The organism is Larkinella knui, from assembly GCF_003858645.1.
Taxonomy (GTDB): Bacteria; Bacteroidota; Bacteroidia; order Cytophagales; family Spirosomataceae; genus Larkinella; species Larkinella knui.
In genome coordinates this window covers 1,109,045-1,124,383 of the sequence record NZ_RQJP01000002.1, presented here as the reverse complement: position 1 = coordinate 1,124,383, position 15,339 = coordinate 1,109,045, and the positions used below count along the sequence as shown (strand labels likewise).

Genomic DNA, 15,339 nt, shown 5'->3' with positions numbered 1-15,339 from the left:
CGATATCTGGAAAAAACACGGACTTTAGTTCGTGGGTACATACTATGTTATCACCGACTGTTCTCAAAGCTTACCTCAAACGCCTGACCAACCTCAGCAGCCGCAACCGTTCGCTGCTGCTGACCAACCTGCCCGTCGAGCAGTTTCTGGACCTGCACGAAATTGATTTTCTGGACCATAAACCGTCTTTCGATCTCGTTCGCCAGCTGATCGCCCGGCGTCCGGCCATTCCGCTTTGCGACGTGCTGGACAGTCGGCTGGAAAAGGTCAACGAGGTCAGTAAAAAGCTCCGCAAGATTGCCCGAACCGACCGGTTTATTGAAGAAGAACGCGGTTCTGAAGATTTGTACGTGGGCTATCCGTTCGTGCGCGGCAAGCTGGCCGACGGCACGGTTATTCACGGCCCGCTGGTGTTTTTTCCGGTTCATCTCCAACAGCAGGGGAACAAATGGATGTTGGTTCGGCGGGCGGATGAGTCCATTACGCTCAACCGCAGTTTTCTGCTGGCGTATGCCTATTACAACCAGTACATTCTGCCCGATGCGGTATTGGAACACACGCTGGATGAATTCGACAAAGACGCAACGGTTTTTCGTACCCAGCTTTATGAATGGTTGAAAACCAGTCCCTTAGAAATTAATTTCAATCAGGAGCTTTTCACCGATCAGCTCCAGTGGTTCAATTCCGTTAAAAAAACCGATCTGGATAAACTCGAACGCAACGGCGAACTGAAGCTTTATCCCGAAGCCGTGCTGGGCATTTTTCCGCAAGCCGGTTCGTATCTGGTGCCGGATTATGAGGTGTTGCTGGGGGCAGAAAACCTGGAGCCGCGGGTTGACGGGACCGATCTGGAGGAAAACGACGAACCGGGCTTCTTTCCTGTTGCGCTTCCCGTTTTGCCTTCTACCTCAGGTTCGTTGCACACCATTCGCGAAGAAAATATCCACACGCCCCTGGCCCTCGATGCTTCGCAGGAGCAAGCCATCCGGCGCATCAAAGCCGGGGAATCGATGGTAGTGCAGGGCCCACCCGGAACCGGGAAGTCGCAGCTGATTGGCAACCTGATGGCCGATTTTGCGGCTCAGGGGAAGCGGGTTTTGCTGGTTTGCCAGAAACGCGCGGCTTTGGATGTGGTTTATGAACGACTACGCCAGGTCGGAATGCAGCCGTTTTCGGCCCTGATTCATGATTTCAAGAACGACCGGAAAGCCCTTTACGATCAGCTGGCCAGTCAGATCGAGCGGGTAGAGGAATACCGCAAACAGAATTATGGCCTGGATGCGATTCTGCTGGAACGTAATTTCGATCAGGAAAGCCGCCGGATCGACCAGACGCTGGCCGAACTACAAGCCTTTAAAGACGCGCTGTTCGACGAATCGGAAGCGGGCATTTCGGTCAAACAATTGTATCTGAGCAGCGATCCAACGGCCGAAACCATTCCGTTAGCCGATCTGTACACGCAATTCCGGCCGGATTCGGTGACCGGTTTTGTGGAAAAAATCCGGGAATACGGCGCTTATCTGGAGCGACTCGGACCCGATCATCCGTGGGCCGACCGGCTTTCGTTCGCTTCGTTTTCGTTCGGTCAGGTACCGACTCTCAAAAAGTTGCTGAGCGAATTACCGGTTTTCGTCCAGACCGTAACCGAACAGGCGCAAACGTTGACCAATCGCGTTTTTTCACTCGCCGACTGGCAAACTGTGCAGGAAGATGAATGGGAGACGACCGCTTTGCTGACCCTCTTGCGAGCCGAGCCGTCGGAACAGCGCTGGCAGTGGATTCGCCGGTTGCAGCGACAGCCGAATCACCCGCTTTTCCAATCCGAACCGGATGATTTAGAGCGGATTGAAGTCGAATTAAGTGATTGTCTGAGTGGGAACGGCATCGAAAAAAGCCTGCCGATCACCGATCTGCCCAACACGGCGCACCGGTTGCAGGAAGCGATTGAGAGCCGATCTTCGTTCGTCGGTCGAACGGTTTGGGGCTGGTTCAGCAAGGACAAAACCGGGTTGCAGCAACTCGCAGCCGCCAACGGGTTGGCGCTTTTGGACGAAACTTTGCCGGTTTTGCTGGAAAAAGTCCAGCGCCGAATTCGTTTCGAAGTGATCCGTCAGCAAATTGAACACAAAGTAAATCAGGAAGTTACGCCGGAAACCGCGTTTCTGACCGTTCGGCTGGCCCGGCAGTCGCTCGAAATCGTCCGCCGACTGAATGCCATTTCGTGGTTAAACCACTTACCGGAATCGCGGTTGGAAACCGTCAGCGTTTTTACACAAACCGCCCGGCAATTGCTGGAAACCGGTCGTTCCGTAACCGCCCAGCGCAGTCATTGGCAGTCGTTTTTGAGCGAATCGCAAATTCAGCGGCTGTGGCAGGAACCGACCCAAACCGGTCTGCTGATCCGGACGCTCGAACGCGACATCGACTTGCTGATTGAAGCCGACCGGTTGAAGGAAAATTTTACGATTGCGGAACGGGAAGTTGTGCTTCGGCTGGGCGAAAAGTTGTCGGTCGCTCTTTTTCTGAACAGTCTGCATCTAGCCTGGATTGAACACCTGGAAAGTCAAAACCCGGTTTTGCGGGGTGTTTCGTCTTTAAAAATCAACCAGTTAGAGGCTATTTTACAGGAGAGTGTCCGGAAAAAGCAGACGCTGAGCCGCCAGATTCTGTTGGTCAAATTGCGCGAAAAAGCGTACCAGAATCTGGCTTTCAACCGCCTGAACAACCTCGTTACCTACCGGGAGCTAAACCACCAGGTTACCAAAAAACGCAGCATCTGGCCGGTTCGCAAACTGATGGAACAGCATTCGGAGGAGGTTTTTCAGTTGGTTCCCTGCTGGATGGCGTCGCCGGAATCGGTTTCGGCCATTTTTCCGATGGAGCCCGGCTTGTTCGATCTGGTGATTTTCGATGAAGCGTCGCAGTGTTTTGCGGAAAACGGTATTCCGGCGATGTACCGCGCCAAACAGGTGGTTATTACCGGCGACAGCAAGCAACTGCAACCCAGCGATTTGTACCGCATCCGGTTTGAAACCGGGTCTACGGAAGAAACGCCCGTTGAACTGGAAGTAGAATCGCTGCTCGATCTGGCGAGTCACTCGCTCCCGCAAACCCAGTTGCGCGGCCACTACCGCAGTCGCTCGATTGATTTAATTGATTTCTCGAACCGGCTTTTTTACAAAAACTCGCTGCATCTACTCCCTGATTTCCACCAGCTTAACCGCCGGGAGCCCGCCATTCGGTATTTGAATGTCAAAGGAGTCTGGGAAAACAATACCAACGAAACCGAAGCCCGCGCCGTGGTCGAACTGATCGATCAGCTGGCCGACGAGTTGCCGGGTCGTTCCATCGGCGTCGTCACGTTCAACTTTCAGCAGCAACAGCTGATTCAGGAACTGCTGGAGGAGCACGTGCTGGCGGTTTTGGACGTAAAACCGGAAAACGGTACGGAAACGGATCAAAAAACCGCATCTGCCACCAGCGAAACAACCTTTGTCAAAAACATCGAAAACGTGCAGGGTGACGAGCGGGATGTGATCATTTTTTCCATTGGCTATGCTCCCGACAGTCGCGGAAAATTATCGGCACAATTTGGTAGTTTGAACGCCAAAGGGGGCGAAAACCGGCTGAATGTGGCCGTAACGCGGGCGCGGGAACGGGTTTACGTGGTCACGAGCATTTATCCGCAGCAGCTTTCCGTTGAAAATACCGCCAACGAAGGGCCGAAAATATTGAAGCAATACCTCGAGTATGCGCTTTCGGTGGCGGAGGGTGCGTATCGCCCACAACCCCGCCGAACCGACCGCATTCCGGGCGCGCGCCTGTTGAAAGATAAACTCAAAGACGCTCAAACCGGCCTGTTTGAAGAATTACCCTTCGCCGACCTGACCCGCAAAGCCGCCGACTACTACGAAGGGCTGGTGTTGACGGACGATGATCTGTACTACGAAAGCAGCCTGAAAGACGCCCATGCCTACACGCCGTTTGCCTTGCAAATGAAAAACTGGCCTTTCCAGCGGGTGTATAGCCGGGAGTTCTGGAGGGGACGTCTGGAAGGACGCATCCCAATTCCCACGGATTCATCAACGGAGTAGGAACGTCCTTTATTCGCCCAGTGCTTCGATGATCACCTTCGCCGTTTCAGCACCCGAGAAATTTTGCTGACCGGTAATCAGATTGCCGTCGCGGATGGCAAAACCGCGCCATAAACCCGCCTGAACGTAATTGGCCCCCAGTTTCTTGAGTTCGTCTTCAATGCGCCAGGGCATCAAATGCTTGCCGCGTTCGAGCAGGCCGTAGTCCCAGACGGCGTTGTCGGCAAAGTCCTCCTCGACGTTGGCGAAGCCGGTAACGGTTTTTCCTTTGACCAAAAATTCGCCGGTGGAAAGCCGGGCGTAGCGCAAAATGGCGGTTCCGTGGCAAAGCGCCGAGGTAATTTTTCCGGTTTCATAGAATTCGACAAACTTCTGTTGCAGATCGGTAGCATTCTCAAACGAGAACATCGGTGCCTGACCACCAGCCACCACAATGGCGTCAAAATCCCCGACGTTGAGGTCGGCAATGGGGCGGGTGGCATCAATCCGTTTTCGTAGTTTTTCAGTATGAATGAAGCCCTGCGAAATCAGATCCGTTGACGAATACCCGCTGGGATCGTTCGGATCGCTCATCGCATCCGGTTCACAGGGGCCGCCGTTGGGGCTAAATAGGTCGATTTCGTAGCCCTTTTCGGTAAATTCGTAATACGGATGAGCCAATTCGCTCCACCAGAAACCAACCGGCCAACCCGTCGTGGTAGACAGAGCGGGATTGGAAATGACAATTGCAATGCGTTTAGGGTGCTTGGGACTGACAACGTTGGGATTTTTCAGGCTCATGATCGGGTGATTTAGTTTGATTTGTGCCGAAGCGTAGTGCAAAGTTTATCCCTCGTACTACTTTTACCAACAAATACACTTTTTAGTGTAATACTCTCCTTTTAGAGAGTGTTTGACTATCAAGCGCTTGTGATCTATGCCTGACTTTAAAGACAACGGCCGAACGTATTACAACCCGGTTGAATACGCTATGCACCAGATTGGCGGCACCTGGAAAATGCCCATATTATGGCGGCTTAACAAGCAAACGATGCGGTACAGTGAACTGAAGAAATACCTGCCGCACATCTCGCACAAGATGCTAACGACACAACTTCGTGAACTGGAGCATAACGGCTTTGTAACCCGCACGGTTTTCCCGGTGGTGCCGCCGAAAGTAGAATACACGTTGACGGATAAGGGCCGTCGTGCCATTCCAGTCATCGCAACCATCCGCCAATACGGTATGGATCTGATGCGCGAAGCGGGCATTGACCCGGATGAAGTTTTTAAGCGGAAGACGTAGAACTCGTTTATTTCGTGGGGGCCACCAAAGGCGTAGCGGGTTGATCGGCAGCTCCGAAGGGCCACTGTTTCCGGATTTTAGCCGTAATCAGAAAGACCACAACGCCGAGAACAATGACGGTTAAACCGGACAACATGAAGGTCCAGCCGGTTGAAATGAAAATGAACGTCCAGATGACGAGGGCCAGTAAAACCGGCAGCGGATAGAGTGGCATTCTGAACGGAAAGGCGCTTGTCTGTTTGCGTTTATGCAACAGCAACAGCCCCACAGCCTGTCCGATAAATTGCACCACGATGCGCATCGCCAGAATGGCCGTGATGACGTCGGACAGGCGAAACAGCAAACTGAAGCCGAAGCCCAGTGCGCCCAGAAACAACAGCGAAACGTACGGAAAATGCCGGGTGGGGTGGAGTTTGGCGAAGATGCGGAAAAACTGGCCGTCGGCCGCAGCCGCGTAGGGGACCCGCGAATAGCCCAGCAAAACCGCAAATAAGGACGAAAACGCGACAATCAGCACCATAAATGTGGCAATGGCTCCCGCTCTTGAACCGTACAGCCGCTCGATTACCGCGCTGATGATGAACTCGCTGTGTTGGGCTTCCTGCCAGGGAATGACGCTGACGACGCTCCAGTTCATGGACAGATACAAAACCGCAATACCGACCACGGAAATCAGCATACTCAGCGGAATGTTGCGCGACGGGTTGCGAATTTCTCCGCCCAGATGGCATACATTGTAGTAGCCGAGGTAGCAATAAATGGTTTTTACCGAAGCAATTCCCAGACCCGCGCCAAACAGTCCGGACAGCGATTCGCCCGACGGCAGAGCCAGCGAAACCGTCTGTTGTCCGCCCGTCAGACCACCCCAGATAATCCAGCCTAAAGTGGCCAGGACACAAGCCCACAGCAAAATGCTAATGCGGCCAATGGACTCGATCTTGCGGTATAAAAGCATCGTAATCAGAATGACCACGCCCCCGGAAACGGCTTTGCGTTCCCAGCCTTCGAGCGGAATCAGGTAGGAAGCATATTGGGCAAATCCGATGGCTCCCGAGGCCACCACCAGCGGGGCCTGGATCATGGTTTGCCAGACATACAGAAACGACAGCATTTTGCCCCAGCGCTTCTCGCCGTAGGCAATTTTGAGAAAGTTATAACTTCCACCAGCCTGCGGATAAGCTGCGCCCAATTCGGACCACACCAGCGCATCGATCAGGGAAATTACCGCGCCCAGGATCCACGCCCACAGAAAATGTGGGCCACCAATGATGTGAATGACCAGCGGCAGGACTACAAAGGGGCCAATGCCGACCATATCGATCATGTTTAAGGCCGTAGCTTGCCACAATCCCAGCCGTCGGGGCAATGGAGTAGAATCAGAAGAAGAAGACACAATCCGGTTGATTAAGAAAGCAATTGTCTGATAAATAAAGATACGCCGGGCAAAAAACCGTTGGGTATCAGGCCACACAGGCGACGGCGTATCCGTCGAGTTCTTTCATATACGACGCCAGTTTTTCGATGAACGCATCGGTATACGGAGCATGCTGTTTGTTTTTCAGCGTAGCCGCATACCAGGTTCGCAGAAGTCGTTTCCGGGTTAGCGAAACCGCGGCCAGTTCCCCGGATTTGAGGTAAGGTTTTACAATCCAGTTGGGCAAAAGGGCCACACCCATACCGGCTTTTACCATCTCCAGAATACCTTCCGTCAACGTCATTTTATAGAGACGCTGGGGGCGGCAATTCTTGAAAATCATCTGAAAATTGGAGCTTTCCTCTTCCGGGATGTTGTACATGACGTAGTTGTGACCGGCAAATTCGTTAATTTCTACCCAATCGCGCCCCGCCCATTCATGGTCAGGTGCCACGATCACCACAAATTCATCCTGGAAAAGGGGCGTATAACTCAGTTTCGGATTGGTGGAATCTTCCAGGATGGCGACGTCGATCTTGTTTTCGAGCAGGTGTTGTTCGGCATAATGGGTTGCTTCGATGTCGATTTTTACGTCCACTTTCGGATAAACGTCCCGGTAGGCCCGCAGAAATCCCGACAGCCAGTGGTACGACGTGTAGCATTCCGTGCAGAGCCGCACTTCGCCGGAATCCTTGTCGGTCAGACACTTGACTTTGGCTTTGGTTTCGGCCACTTCCTGCAGAATTTTCTCGGCGGCCTGTAATACTACCGTTCCGGCATCCGTCAGCAGCATGTGTTTTTTGTCGCGGATGAATAACTGGGTATTGAAAAAAGCTTCAATTTCTTTCAGCTGATGGCTTAAGGCCGACTGGGTCAGATACAGCCGATCGGCGGCTTTGGTGAGGTTACCGCAGCTTGCGACCTCTTTCACCATTTGAAGATGCCGGATTTCCATGATGAATAATTTTCATGATTTCGACAAAAATAATTCGTTTTGCTAATATTCCAAAACTCCGCACCTTTGTCACAGAAACTAAACAACACAGACTCATGAAAACGATTGTACACCAGGTACTAATGACACTTTTTTTAGGCTTAATCGTGCCGGTATCGAACGCGCAGGTAACCGGGATTCGTGATCCAAACGCCGAAAACAATGCCTTTGAGGTGAATATGTTTCTGGGCACCCAGGAGAAGATCAATTTAATGCTGGCCGTTCGGCAACCCCGGAAGGCGACCATTCGGTTGAAAGATGCCAACAACGAAGTTCTTTACCAGGAATCGCTGAGTAAAGTGCCGGCTAACCACTGGCGCAAATTTGATTTTGAAGGCATGAAAACCGGTGTTTACTACCTGGAAATCAGCAACGGTAAGCAAAAAACGGTTCGCCAGATTGAGGTAGGTATGCTGCCCGCGGTGCAGTCGCAGCGGTTTATTACGTATGCGAAGTAAACGGCACACAACTGCTTTTATAAAACCGGCTCCCTCACGGGGGGAGCCGGTTTTATGCTTACATACCACGCAAAGAGATTGGCCGTAACGCGACCAAAAGACTTTGAATCCAAACGTAAGCCAGGCGTCCACGACGATGCATACGTAATGACGCCCGAAGCCAACGGAATGTTTACTGTCATGCCTTTTTCTTTGTATCGGTGACTGGTTTCGTTAGCAGTACGGGTAAATAGTACATATTTCCCTGAATAAATTACCCAACTTTTTTACTCATTGAAGGTTCTAAAGGCATGGCTACTGAAACCAAACCAAATACCGAGCTGTCGTTGACCGATTCGGGTGGGCGAGAACTGCTTCAGAGATCCCTGACCGACTATGTGACCTTTCTACGTCGGCAACCTGCCGTCTGTGGTACGCCCGAACAACAGGAAACCCTGATTAAACATGTAGCGCAAGGACATGAACTTATCAAGATGGTGGCGGCTGAGCGACTCAAAATTACCCGGCAACTCGACAAGGAAAAACATGACTGGATGGAAGTCGAAAAACAAATGACATCGCCCATTCTGGAGGCCATGCAACCCCTCAAGGATGCCGTTGAGCATTACAACAAGGAACTGATGCGGGTGCGTGAACATCAACTGGCGGAAGCCACTGAAGAAGCTGCCCGCAACCATTCCGGAGACACCACCTGGCTGACCCCCGAAGTTACTTCGCTACCAAAAGGAGTACAGTTAAAGTGGAACTTCGAGATTGTCGACCCCAACCAGGTTCCGAATGGGTATTGGGTCATCGATGAAGCGGCCATCAAAGCCGCCATCGCCAGTGGTGTTCGCGACATACCCGGTGTGCACATTTTTGAAGAGGCTATCACCACCTTTCGTAAATAATTTTTGCCGTTGCTCCCGACGGACTTTTTTACCGTTATGGTGAGCGGTTATCGTAGCTCGGCCAATATAATGGGAACGCCGATTAAACAGATGTTCAGCCGATAAAAATCCGTTTTGATCCGTTCAATCGGCTCCATCCGCTTTCCCTTTTGAAAATTAAAAACGATAACTGATTCCTGTGCCAAGCATGGAACTGATCCCGGCCTGGTTCAAATTGGCCAGGCGCAGCCGAACATCGACGCCCCATCTTGGATCGAATAGCCATTCGTATTCAACGGCGACATGCCCACCGGTATTCAGCTCATGACGCTCTTCCCGGTCAATCGCAATACCTTGCAGACCCGTCGGGGCCAACAAGGCGGCTGCTCCCCGGTAAGTATCGTCACGTCGGTACCAGGCCGACAAGCCCGCTCCCAGTCGCAGCGCGTGGCGGGGATGTGGGAGAAAATCAAAGAATACCGTGGCATCTGCTGTAAAGCGCTCCCGGTGATTAGGACCCGGATCAACCTCGTTAAAAGGCTGATTCAGAGTTGTTTTAGTGATATAGCCACCTTCGGCCGCCACCAGGAAGCGGTCATTCCGGAACTGATGGGCGAGCCTGCCCACGTAGCGCAGACCAACGGCATCGGGGGCATCAAGCGAAGTTAGGTCGACACCCAGCCGAATTGAGTTCCGGTTCTGAAGAACCTGGGCCTGGAGTGAAGCCGTCATCAGCAGGCCGACGAGCAAAAAATAACATCGGGTCATGGGCGTAATGGGTCAGGTTAGTGGCGGTACCATTCAACAGTAAGGTTCCCGGTGGTACCGGCAGTCCCGGTGATGACCAGTTCGGTCAATTGATTCGAGTAGTAATCTCCACTGAACCGATTATTGGTATAGGTGCCCGCCAGCAGCGTATCCCGGCGAACGGTATATCGCTTTTGGTCGCCAGCTACCTGGTCGACCGCGAAAAAAACCGGTTGGCTAATCGTGCCGCTGATTCGGAGCGTGAGCGTATTGGGCGTCCCATCATACGGTGGCAATACCGTACGGAGTGGTCCCGAAAAATCGTTGATCAGCAGGCGTTGGTAGGGCCGGTCAACTACCGTAAGATCGCGGCAACCCGTTAGTGTGAAAAGCAGGGCTACCATCACTACCAGGGTGTATTCGTAAGAAACTTTTTTCATGCGTTGAATAGACGACTGATCATTAAGGTGTTTGGGCCAGGGAAAGCTCTTCCTGTTTTACAATGCGTACTAGAAGGCTTTCATCTCCGCATTGGTATAAGCCTACCGGACCTGTTATTAACCCGGCACAACCGTTCAAAGGCGTCTAATAAATTTGATACCAGTCAAAAAAGCCTTTCCTGCATGCAGGAAAGGCTTTTTTGTGCCTGTGGACTACACGTCGCAAATCGCGATGCTTTCCCGCAACGACGTCAGCGGGTCGCGCTTCGGAATGAACTCCTGGGCCACGAAGCCTTTATAACCCGTGTCGACGATGGCCTGCATAATCGCCGGGTAATACAGTTCCTGGCCGTTATCGATCTCGTTGCGCCCCGGATTGCCGCCGGTGTGGTAATGGGCGAAATACTGGTGGTCGCGCCGGATCGTGCGAATGATGTCGCCCTCCATAATCTGCATGTGGTAAATATCATACAGCAGTTTGAAGTTTTCGGAACCGACCATTTTGCACAGTTCAACACCCCAGGCCGACTTATCACACATGTAATCCTTGTGATCGACCCGGCTGTTGAGCAATTCCATCACCATCACCACGCCGTGCTTCTCGGCGCTGCTCATGAGTCGTTTCAGACCCACGGCGCAGTTTTCCATGCCTTTCTGATCGTCCATGCCGTGCCGGTTTCCCGAAAAACAGATGACGTTTTTCAAGCCGGCTTCCTTCAATTTTGGAAAAATAGCTTCATAACTGGCAACCAGTTCGTCGTGCAGTTTAGGATCATTGAAACCGTCGTTGATGCCTTTTCCGGCACCCTGCGCCATCGAGCAGGTCAAACCGTATTTTTTAACGACCGGCCACTCATTCGGTCCCAGCAGATCGATGCCGGTCAGGCCTATTTCCTTAGCGGCTTTGGCAAAATCTTCCAGCGGTATTTTGCCGTAGCACCACTTGCAGGCCGAGTGGTTGATCCGGCCTTTCAACGCCGGCAAAGCATTTTTCTCGGTAACTTCCATGTGAGCAGCGAATGAGTCGATAACTGAAAAGGTCAGGGCGGTTCCGGCCAGCGTTTTGATGGCCGAACGGCGGGAAGGTGTTTTCATAAGGTTTCAATGAGTGATTGAGTGAATGAACGATTGAGTGAATAAGAAACAGGAGTGCTCAATGTGTATTCACTCAATCGCTCATTCACTCAATCACAATTAGAGTTCTCTGATTCGGATGTTCCGATACCACACTTTATTGCCATGATCCTGGAGAGCGATATGGCCTTTGCTGAACTGATTGAAACCCTCCCAGCCTTTGAACTTGCTTTCACTCACCATTTTGTCCCATTCCGGGCCACTGGTGCGGTATTCGACCACTTTCTTGCCGTTCAGATAATGCTCGACTTTCCCGTTGTTAACCACCAGTTTAACCTGGTTCCATTCGCCAGCTACTTTCTGAGCCGAAAAGTCCGAAGGAGGCAGCATATCGTAAAGTGATCCGGACGTACGGTTTCCGTTTTTACCCGCCTTGGCATCTTTATGGCGCTCATTGTCAAGCACCTGCATCTCCGGCCCGGAATTATATGTACTCTTGTATTTCGGATCTTCGTGAACCCGGTAGATGATTCCGCTGTTGCCGCCTTCCGAAATTTTCCATTCCAGTTCCAGTTCGTAATTCTCGTATTCCTTGTCCGTTACGAGATCACCTCCACCTCCGCCGGTCAGCACAATGGCACCATCTTCCACCTTCCATTTATCAGACGCTTCCTTTTTCAGGTAGCTATGCCACCCTGTCAAGGTTTTTCCGTCGAAAAGTTTGACCCATTTCCCTTTTTTGGGGCCAGATGCGTCGCTGGAAGTCCAATTCACCACGTTGAGAACCAAAGCCAGCAAGACCACGCGGGCCAGCATACTGAGCATAATTTTCATAAAATAGTATTTTGAGTATACGATTGGTTTGAAGTAACTCTACAACGGAACAATATTAGAAAACCGGGACCGATGCGGCAACTTTTTTGGTAAAAAGCTTCCATAAAATGCGTTTTTTACAAGATGATAGAATTTTACACCTGAATTCGCCGGATTTACCGGCAACTTGCGACTATGAACACGCGAACCAGAATCAACTGCGGAAACGGCATCACGCTGGCGGAGTTAACGCTCGATGACGCCGGAACCCTCGCCCAACTGGCCAATAACCGGTCGCTCTGGCTGAACCTGCGGGACCGCATGCCGCAACCGTATACGCTGGCCGACGCCGTCTGGTTTATCGAAAGCGCCCTGAAAGGCGATTTAGGGCTGGTTTTTGGTATTTACGAAGAAGAAAAATTCGCCGGGGTGGCTGGAGTGGTCCTGCAAACCGACATCCACCGGCTCTCGGGCGAAATTGGCTACTGGCTCGGCGAACCCTATTGGGGCCGGGGCATTGCCACCGCGGCCATCCGGCAATTGGTTCAGTACACCTTTGCCACGACCGATCTGGTCCGGCTCTTTGCGGGCATTTTTGCGTATAACAAAGCGTCGATGCGGGTTCTGGAAAAGAACGGTTTTGGGCTTGATGCGATTCTGAAAGCCGCGGTCTACAAAGACGGGAAGGTGGTGGAGGAGTATTTGTACAGTCTTGTTAACGACGAAAAAATAGCCGCACTGTCCTCATGACGATCGTTGAAAAAATACTGCAACGGATCAATCGACCGGAATTGCTGCCGATTTTGTCGGAAGAGCTGACCCCGTCGGAGCTGAATTCCCTGTTGCTGGAGGTGTTCAGGCGGCAAACCGGGCGGCTTTCTCCGGCAGAACTGCTGCAACAGTACCAGAAAAACCGCTTTGTAAAACCGGCGGACACGGATTTTATGGCCTTGCATGCCCTGGAAACCAGGCTCTTACAAATCTTTGAAACCTTTCGGTTTAAAGCCGTCGAGTTGTCGCCGGTCGCTCCGCTGGGTTGTTGCTCGGTGGTGGCAACGGCCGACCAGCAGAAAATTCTGTCGGCTTTGCGCGGCACCGAAGTGCTGGCCGACGCCACCAACGCCCTGGCTCTGCACGTCGCCGATTTGAAAAAGAGCGGGCAATGGAAACCGGTTTCTGCTACCGACCAGCTTCGTTTTTCCGCCATTCAGCGGCACGTTCGAACGCCCAAAGTGGCAATTCCGGGTCATACGCAGCATTTCAAGATTGGCTGTCTGGTATCGTCGGGGCGCGATACGGGCAGTTTTGAGTTTGAGCGGGAAAGTATGGCCGAACACCTGGCGGTTATGACCGCCCTTCTGCGCGACGCCCTGCAGGTCGATGCTTTGCGGTTCAAATTCATTCGACGAAGCGGAAACGCGGACGGGCGATTGCTGGAACAGGTGAAAAACCATATTTTGCAGCTCCGGAACGACCTTGTCATTGAAACCGAAACCACTCCCAGCCGCGAAAATCAGTATTATAAAGGCTTGCAGTACAAGATCCTGATCACGGTTCGCGGGCAGGAGTATGAAATTGGTGACGGCGGTTTTGTCGACTGGACGCAGCAATTGTTACAAAATAAAAAAGAGCGGTTTTTGATCACCGGCCTGGGGGTCGAAATGCTGTTCCGATTGATGGCATGAACAGAGGGCGGGTTATTTACGAAGACGAAGCAGAACCGAATTTCCGGCTGGCGTATCCGAGTGCGGCCCTGGCGGCTTTTGTGGCGTATTATTTTGAAGTAAATCAATCGGCCACGTTAGCGAACCCGTTGTATTTAAATGCCTTACCCAACCTGTCCAACCTGCTCTGCATCAGCTTGAATCCGCAAAGCTGGCTGTCCATCAACCAGAAAACCGGCACCGTCAATGCGGTAAAAGGTTCGCGGCTTCTGGGCAACCTGACCGACTTGCATACGTCCATTTATCCCGCCGGTGTGCATGAATTTTACGTCAAATTCAGGCCGGGGATGTTGGGCCAACTGGTTGGTTTCCGGACTGGTGAGGTCGAAAATGCGAATGTGGATTTGGCAGCATTTATCCGATTAACCGAACTGGAAGAGCGGATGCAAGCCGCTGCGGTGTTCTCCGAGCGGGTACGGTTGATGGAGGCCATCCTGGTAAAACCGGTGCTGGAAATACCGATTGATTACCGGCAGAAAGTCGTGCAGATCGCCTTGCAGAAATTTGACCGAAACGCCTTCAACCCGAATCAGCCGTTGCGTGCAATCTGCCGCGAACTGGGCGTTTCGTATCCGTCATTACACCGCTATTTCAACGAAACACTCGGGTATTCACCCAAATATTGCCAGAAAATCATTCGATTTAAAAACGCTCTTCAGCTCTATAAACGACACGGAAGCCGGTATCCATTTGAAGACATCGGGTATACCGATTTCTCCCATTTTGTGAAAGACGCCCGCCAATTGACGCAGCGTCTGCCTTCGGAGTTATAAAAAAAAACGGCCTGCTAAGAAAAGCAGGCCGTTTTCAGAAAGATTCAACTTTACGACTTCTCTTTTTTATCATCATCACCGTTGCCATATCCCATGTGGTGCGGGTCATAGTTTTCGGCGGGTTTATCGTCCTGTTCCAGATAGGTTGCTCCCTTGCGGTTAAACAGCGCTTCGTCCGATGGATTGTCGGGCAGGCCCTCGATACTGCTGGGCAAACCGCTTTCAACGTGACCCGGCGCACTGGCGGCATCCTGCCGGTTTTTTGCAATGACGGTCGGATCAACGTCCCATTCCTGGGTCGAGCCATGCGTGTCCGGGCGGGTTTCTTCCTGGTGGCTTCCCCGGTAGTTATCCTCGCGATCCGCACTAATGTCGTGCGCAATTTCACCCCGCTCGTCCGATGACACCACCATTTCGCCGGTGCCTACCCCTTCACTCGGTTTTCCGTAATCGGAAGTCCCGTGCTGGTAGGGATTTTTGGAGTAATATTGATCATCCCGTGCCTGCGGGTCGAATGTTTCCTGGTTATCGCTCTCGTTCGTATTCATGATGGTGAGGGTTGTTTCCATTCATAACTTCGAAATGAGTGCGAATGTTTACAGGTTTCGGTATACGGTTTACGGTGGCTGACGCATTCACGCTCGCGTCAGCCAC

At 52.0% G+C, this 15,339-nt stretch carries 15 protein-coding genes; 7 read left to right on the top strand and 8 right to left on the bottom strand.

Going from position 1 to position 15,339, the window contains the following annotated elements; genetic code table 11:
* The first annotated feature begins 44 nt into the window (after nucleotides 1-44).
* Nucleotides 45-4,094, top strand: coding sequence for an AAA domain-containing protein (locus EHT87_RS13405; RefSeq protein WP_124907119.1), 4,050 nt, complete (start codon nucleotides 45-47; stop codon nucleotides 4,092-4,094).
* Between the two features lie 9 nt (nucleotides 4,095-4,103).
* Here the strand turns inward: EHT87_RS13405 and EHT87_RS13400 are convergent, their stop codons facing one another.
* Nucleotides 4,104-4,874, bottom strand: coding sequence for a type 1 glutamine amidotransferase domain-containing protein (locus EHT87_RS13400; RefSeq protein WP_124907118.1), 771 nt, complete (start codon nucleotides 4,872-4,874; stop codon nucleotides 4,104-4,106).
* A 136-nt stretch (nucleotides 4,875-5,010) separates the two neighbouring features.
* Between EHT87_RS13400 and EHT87_RS13395 the strand changes: the two genes are divergently transcribed.
* Nucleotides 5,011-5,379, top strand: coding sequence for a winged helix-turn-helix transcriptional regulator (locus tag EHT87_RS13395; RefSeq protein WP_124907117.1), 369 nt, complete (start codon nucleotides 5,011-5,013; stop codon nucleotides 5,377-5,379).
* Between the two features lie 7 nt (nucleotides 5,380-5,386).
* Here the strand turns inward: EHT87_RS13395 and EHT87_RS13390 are convergent, their stop codons facing one another.
* Complete coding sequence (locus tag EHT87_RS13390; protein WP_310587550.1) at nucleotides 5,387-6,772, bottom strand: APC family permease; 1,386 nt, start codon at nucleotides 6,770-6,772, stop codon at nucleotides 5,387-5,389.
* Nucleotides 6,773-6,839: 67 nt separating this feature from the next.
* Complete coding sequence (locus tag EHT87_RS13385) at nucleotides 6,840-7,748, bottom strand: LysR family transcriptional regulator (RefSeq protein ID WP_124907116.1); 909 nt, start codon at nucleotides 7,746-7,748, stop codon at nucleotides 6,840-6,842.
* 95 nt (nucleotides 7,749-7,843) lie between these two features.
* Between EHT87_RS13385 and EHT87_RS13380 the strand changes: the two genes are divergently transcribed.
* Both EHT87_RS13380 and EHT87_RS13375 read left to right on the top strand, forming a co-directional pair.
* Complete coding sequence (locus tag EHT87_RS13380) at nucleotides 7,844-8,245, top strand: T9SS type A sorting domain-containing protein (RefSeq protein WP_124907115.1); 402 nt, start codon at nucleotides 7,844-7,846, stop codon at nucleotides 8,243-8,245.
* A gap of 290 nt (nucleotides 8,246-8,535) precedes the next feature.
* Nucleotides 8,536-9,135: a hypothetical protein gene (locus EHT87_RS13375; RefSeq protein WP_124907114.1), complete on the top strand. Its 600-nt coding sequence runs from the start codon at nucleotides 8,536-8,538 to the stop codon at nucleotides 9,133-9,135.
* A gap of 156 nt (nucleotides 9,136-9,291) precedes the next feature.
* Here the strand turns inward: EHT87_RS13375 and EHT87_RS13370 are convergent, their stop codons facing one another.
* From EHT87_RS13370 to EHT87_RS13355, 4 genes are all read right to left on the bottom strand, one after another.
* Complete coding sequence (locus EHT87_RS13370; protein WP_124907113.1) at nucleotides 9,292-9,882, bottom strand: hypothetical protein; 591 nt, start codon at nucleotides 9,880-9,882, stop codon at nucleotides 9,292-9,294.
* Nucleotides 9,883-9,899: 17 nt separating this feature from the next.
* Nucleotides 9,900-10,301: a hypothetical protein gene (locus EHT87_RS13365; protein WP_124907112.1), complete on the bottom strand. Its 402-nt coding sequence runs from the start codon at nucleotides 10,299-10,301 to the stop codon at nucleotides 9,900-9,902.
* Between the two features lie 213 nt (nucleotides 10,302-10,514).
* Nucleotides 10,515-11,396: a hydroxypyruvate isomerase family protein gene (locus EHT87_RS13360; RefSeq protein WP_124907111.1), complete on the bottom strand. Its 882-nt coding sequence runs from the start codon at nucleotides 11,394-11,396 to the stop codon at nucleotides 10,515-10,517.
* A 99-nt stretch (nucleotides 11,397-11,495) separates the two neighbouring features.
* Nucleotides 11,496-12,209 (bottom strand): 3-keto-disaccharide hydrolase, encoded by a 714-nt coding sequence (locus EHT87_RS13355; RefSeq protein WP_124907110.1) that lies wholly within the window; start codon nucleotides 12,207-12,209, stop codon nucleotides 11,496-11,498.
* A 174-nt stretch (nucleotides 12,210-12,383) separates the two neighbouring features.
* On the opposite strand from EHT87_RS13355, the gene EHT87_RS13350 reads away from it, so the two are divergent.
* From EHT87_RS13350 to EHT87_RS13340, 3 genes are read left to right on the top strand one after another with little or no spacing between them, the layout of a single operon-like run.
* A complete protein-coding gene (locus EHT87_RS13350; RefSeq protein WP_124907109.1) occupies nucleotides 12,384-12,938 on the top strand; it encodes a GNAT family N-acetyltransferase in 555 nt (184 codons plus the stop codon).
* The gene (locus EHT87_RS13345) at nucleotides 12,935-13,873 is read left to right on the top strand and encodes a hypothetical protein (protein ID WP_124907108.1); all 939 of its coding nucleotides are present in this window, start codon (nucleotides 12,935-12,937) and stop codon (nucleotides 13,871-13,873) included. The genes EHT87_RS13350 and EHT87_RS13345 overlap by 4 nt, the downstream gene beginning before the upstream one ends.
* Nucleotides 13,870-14,685 carry an AraC family transcriptional regulator gene (locus EHT87_RS13340; RefSeq protein WP_124907107.1) on the top strand — a complete coding sequence of 272 codons (816 nt, stop codon included), beginning with the start codon at nucleotides 13,870-13,872 and terminating at the stop codon, nucleotides 14,683-14,685. The genes EHT87_RS13345 and EHT87_RS13340 overlap by 4 nt, the downstream gene beginning before the upstream one ends.
* A gap of 50 nt (nucleotides 14,686-14,735) precedes the next feature.
* Here the strand turns inward: EHT87_RS13340 and EHT87_RS13335 are convergent, their stop codons facing one another.
* Nucleotides 14,736-15,254: a hypothetical protein gene (locus EHT87_RS13335; protein WP_124907106.1), complete on the bottom strand. Its 519-nt coding sequence runs from the start codon at nucleotides 15,252-15,254 to the stop codon at nucleotides 14,736-14,738.
* Nucleotides 15,255-15,339: the final 85 nt, after the last annotated feature.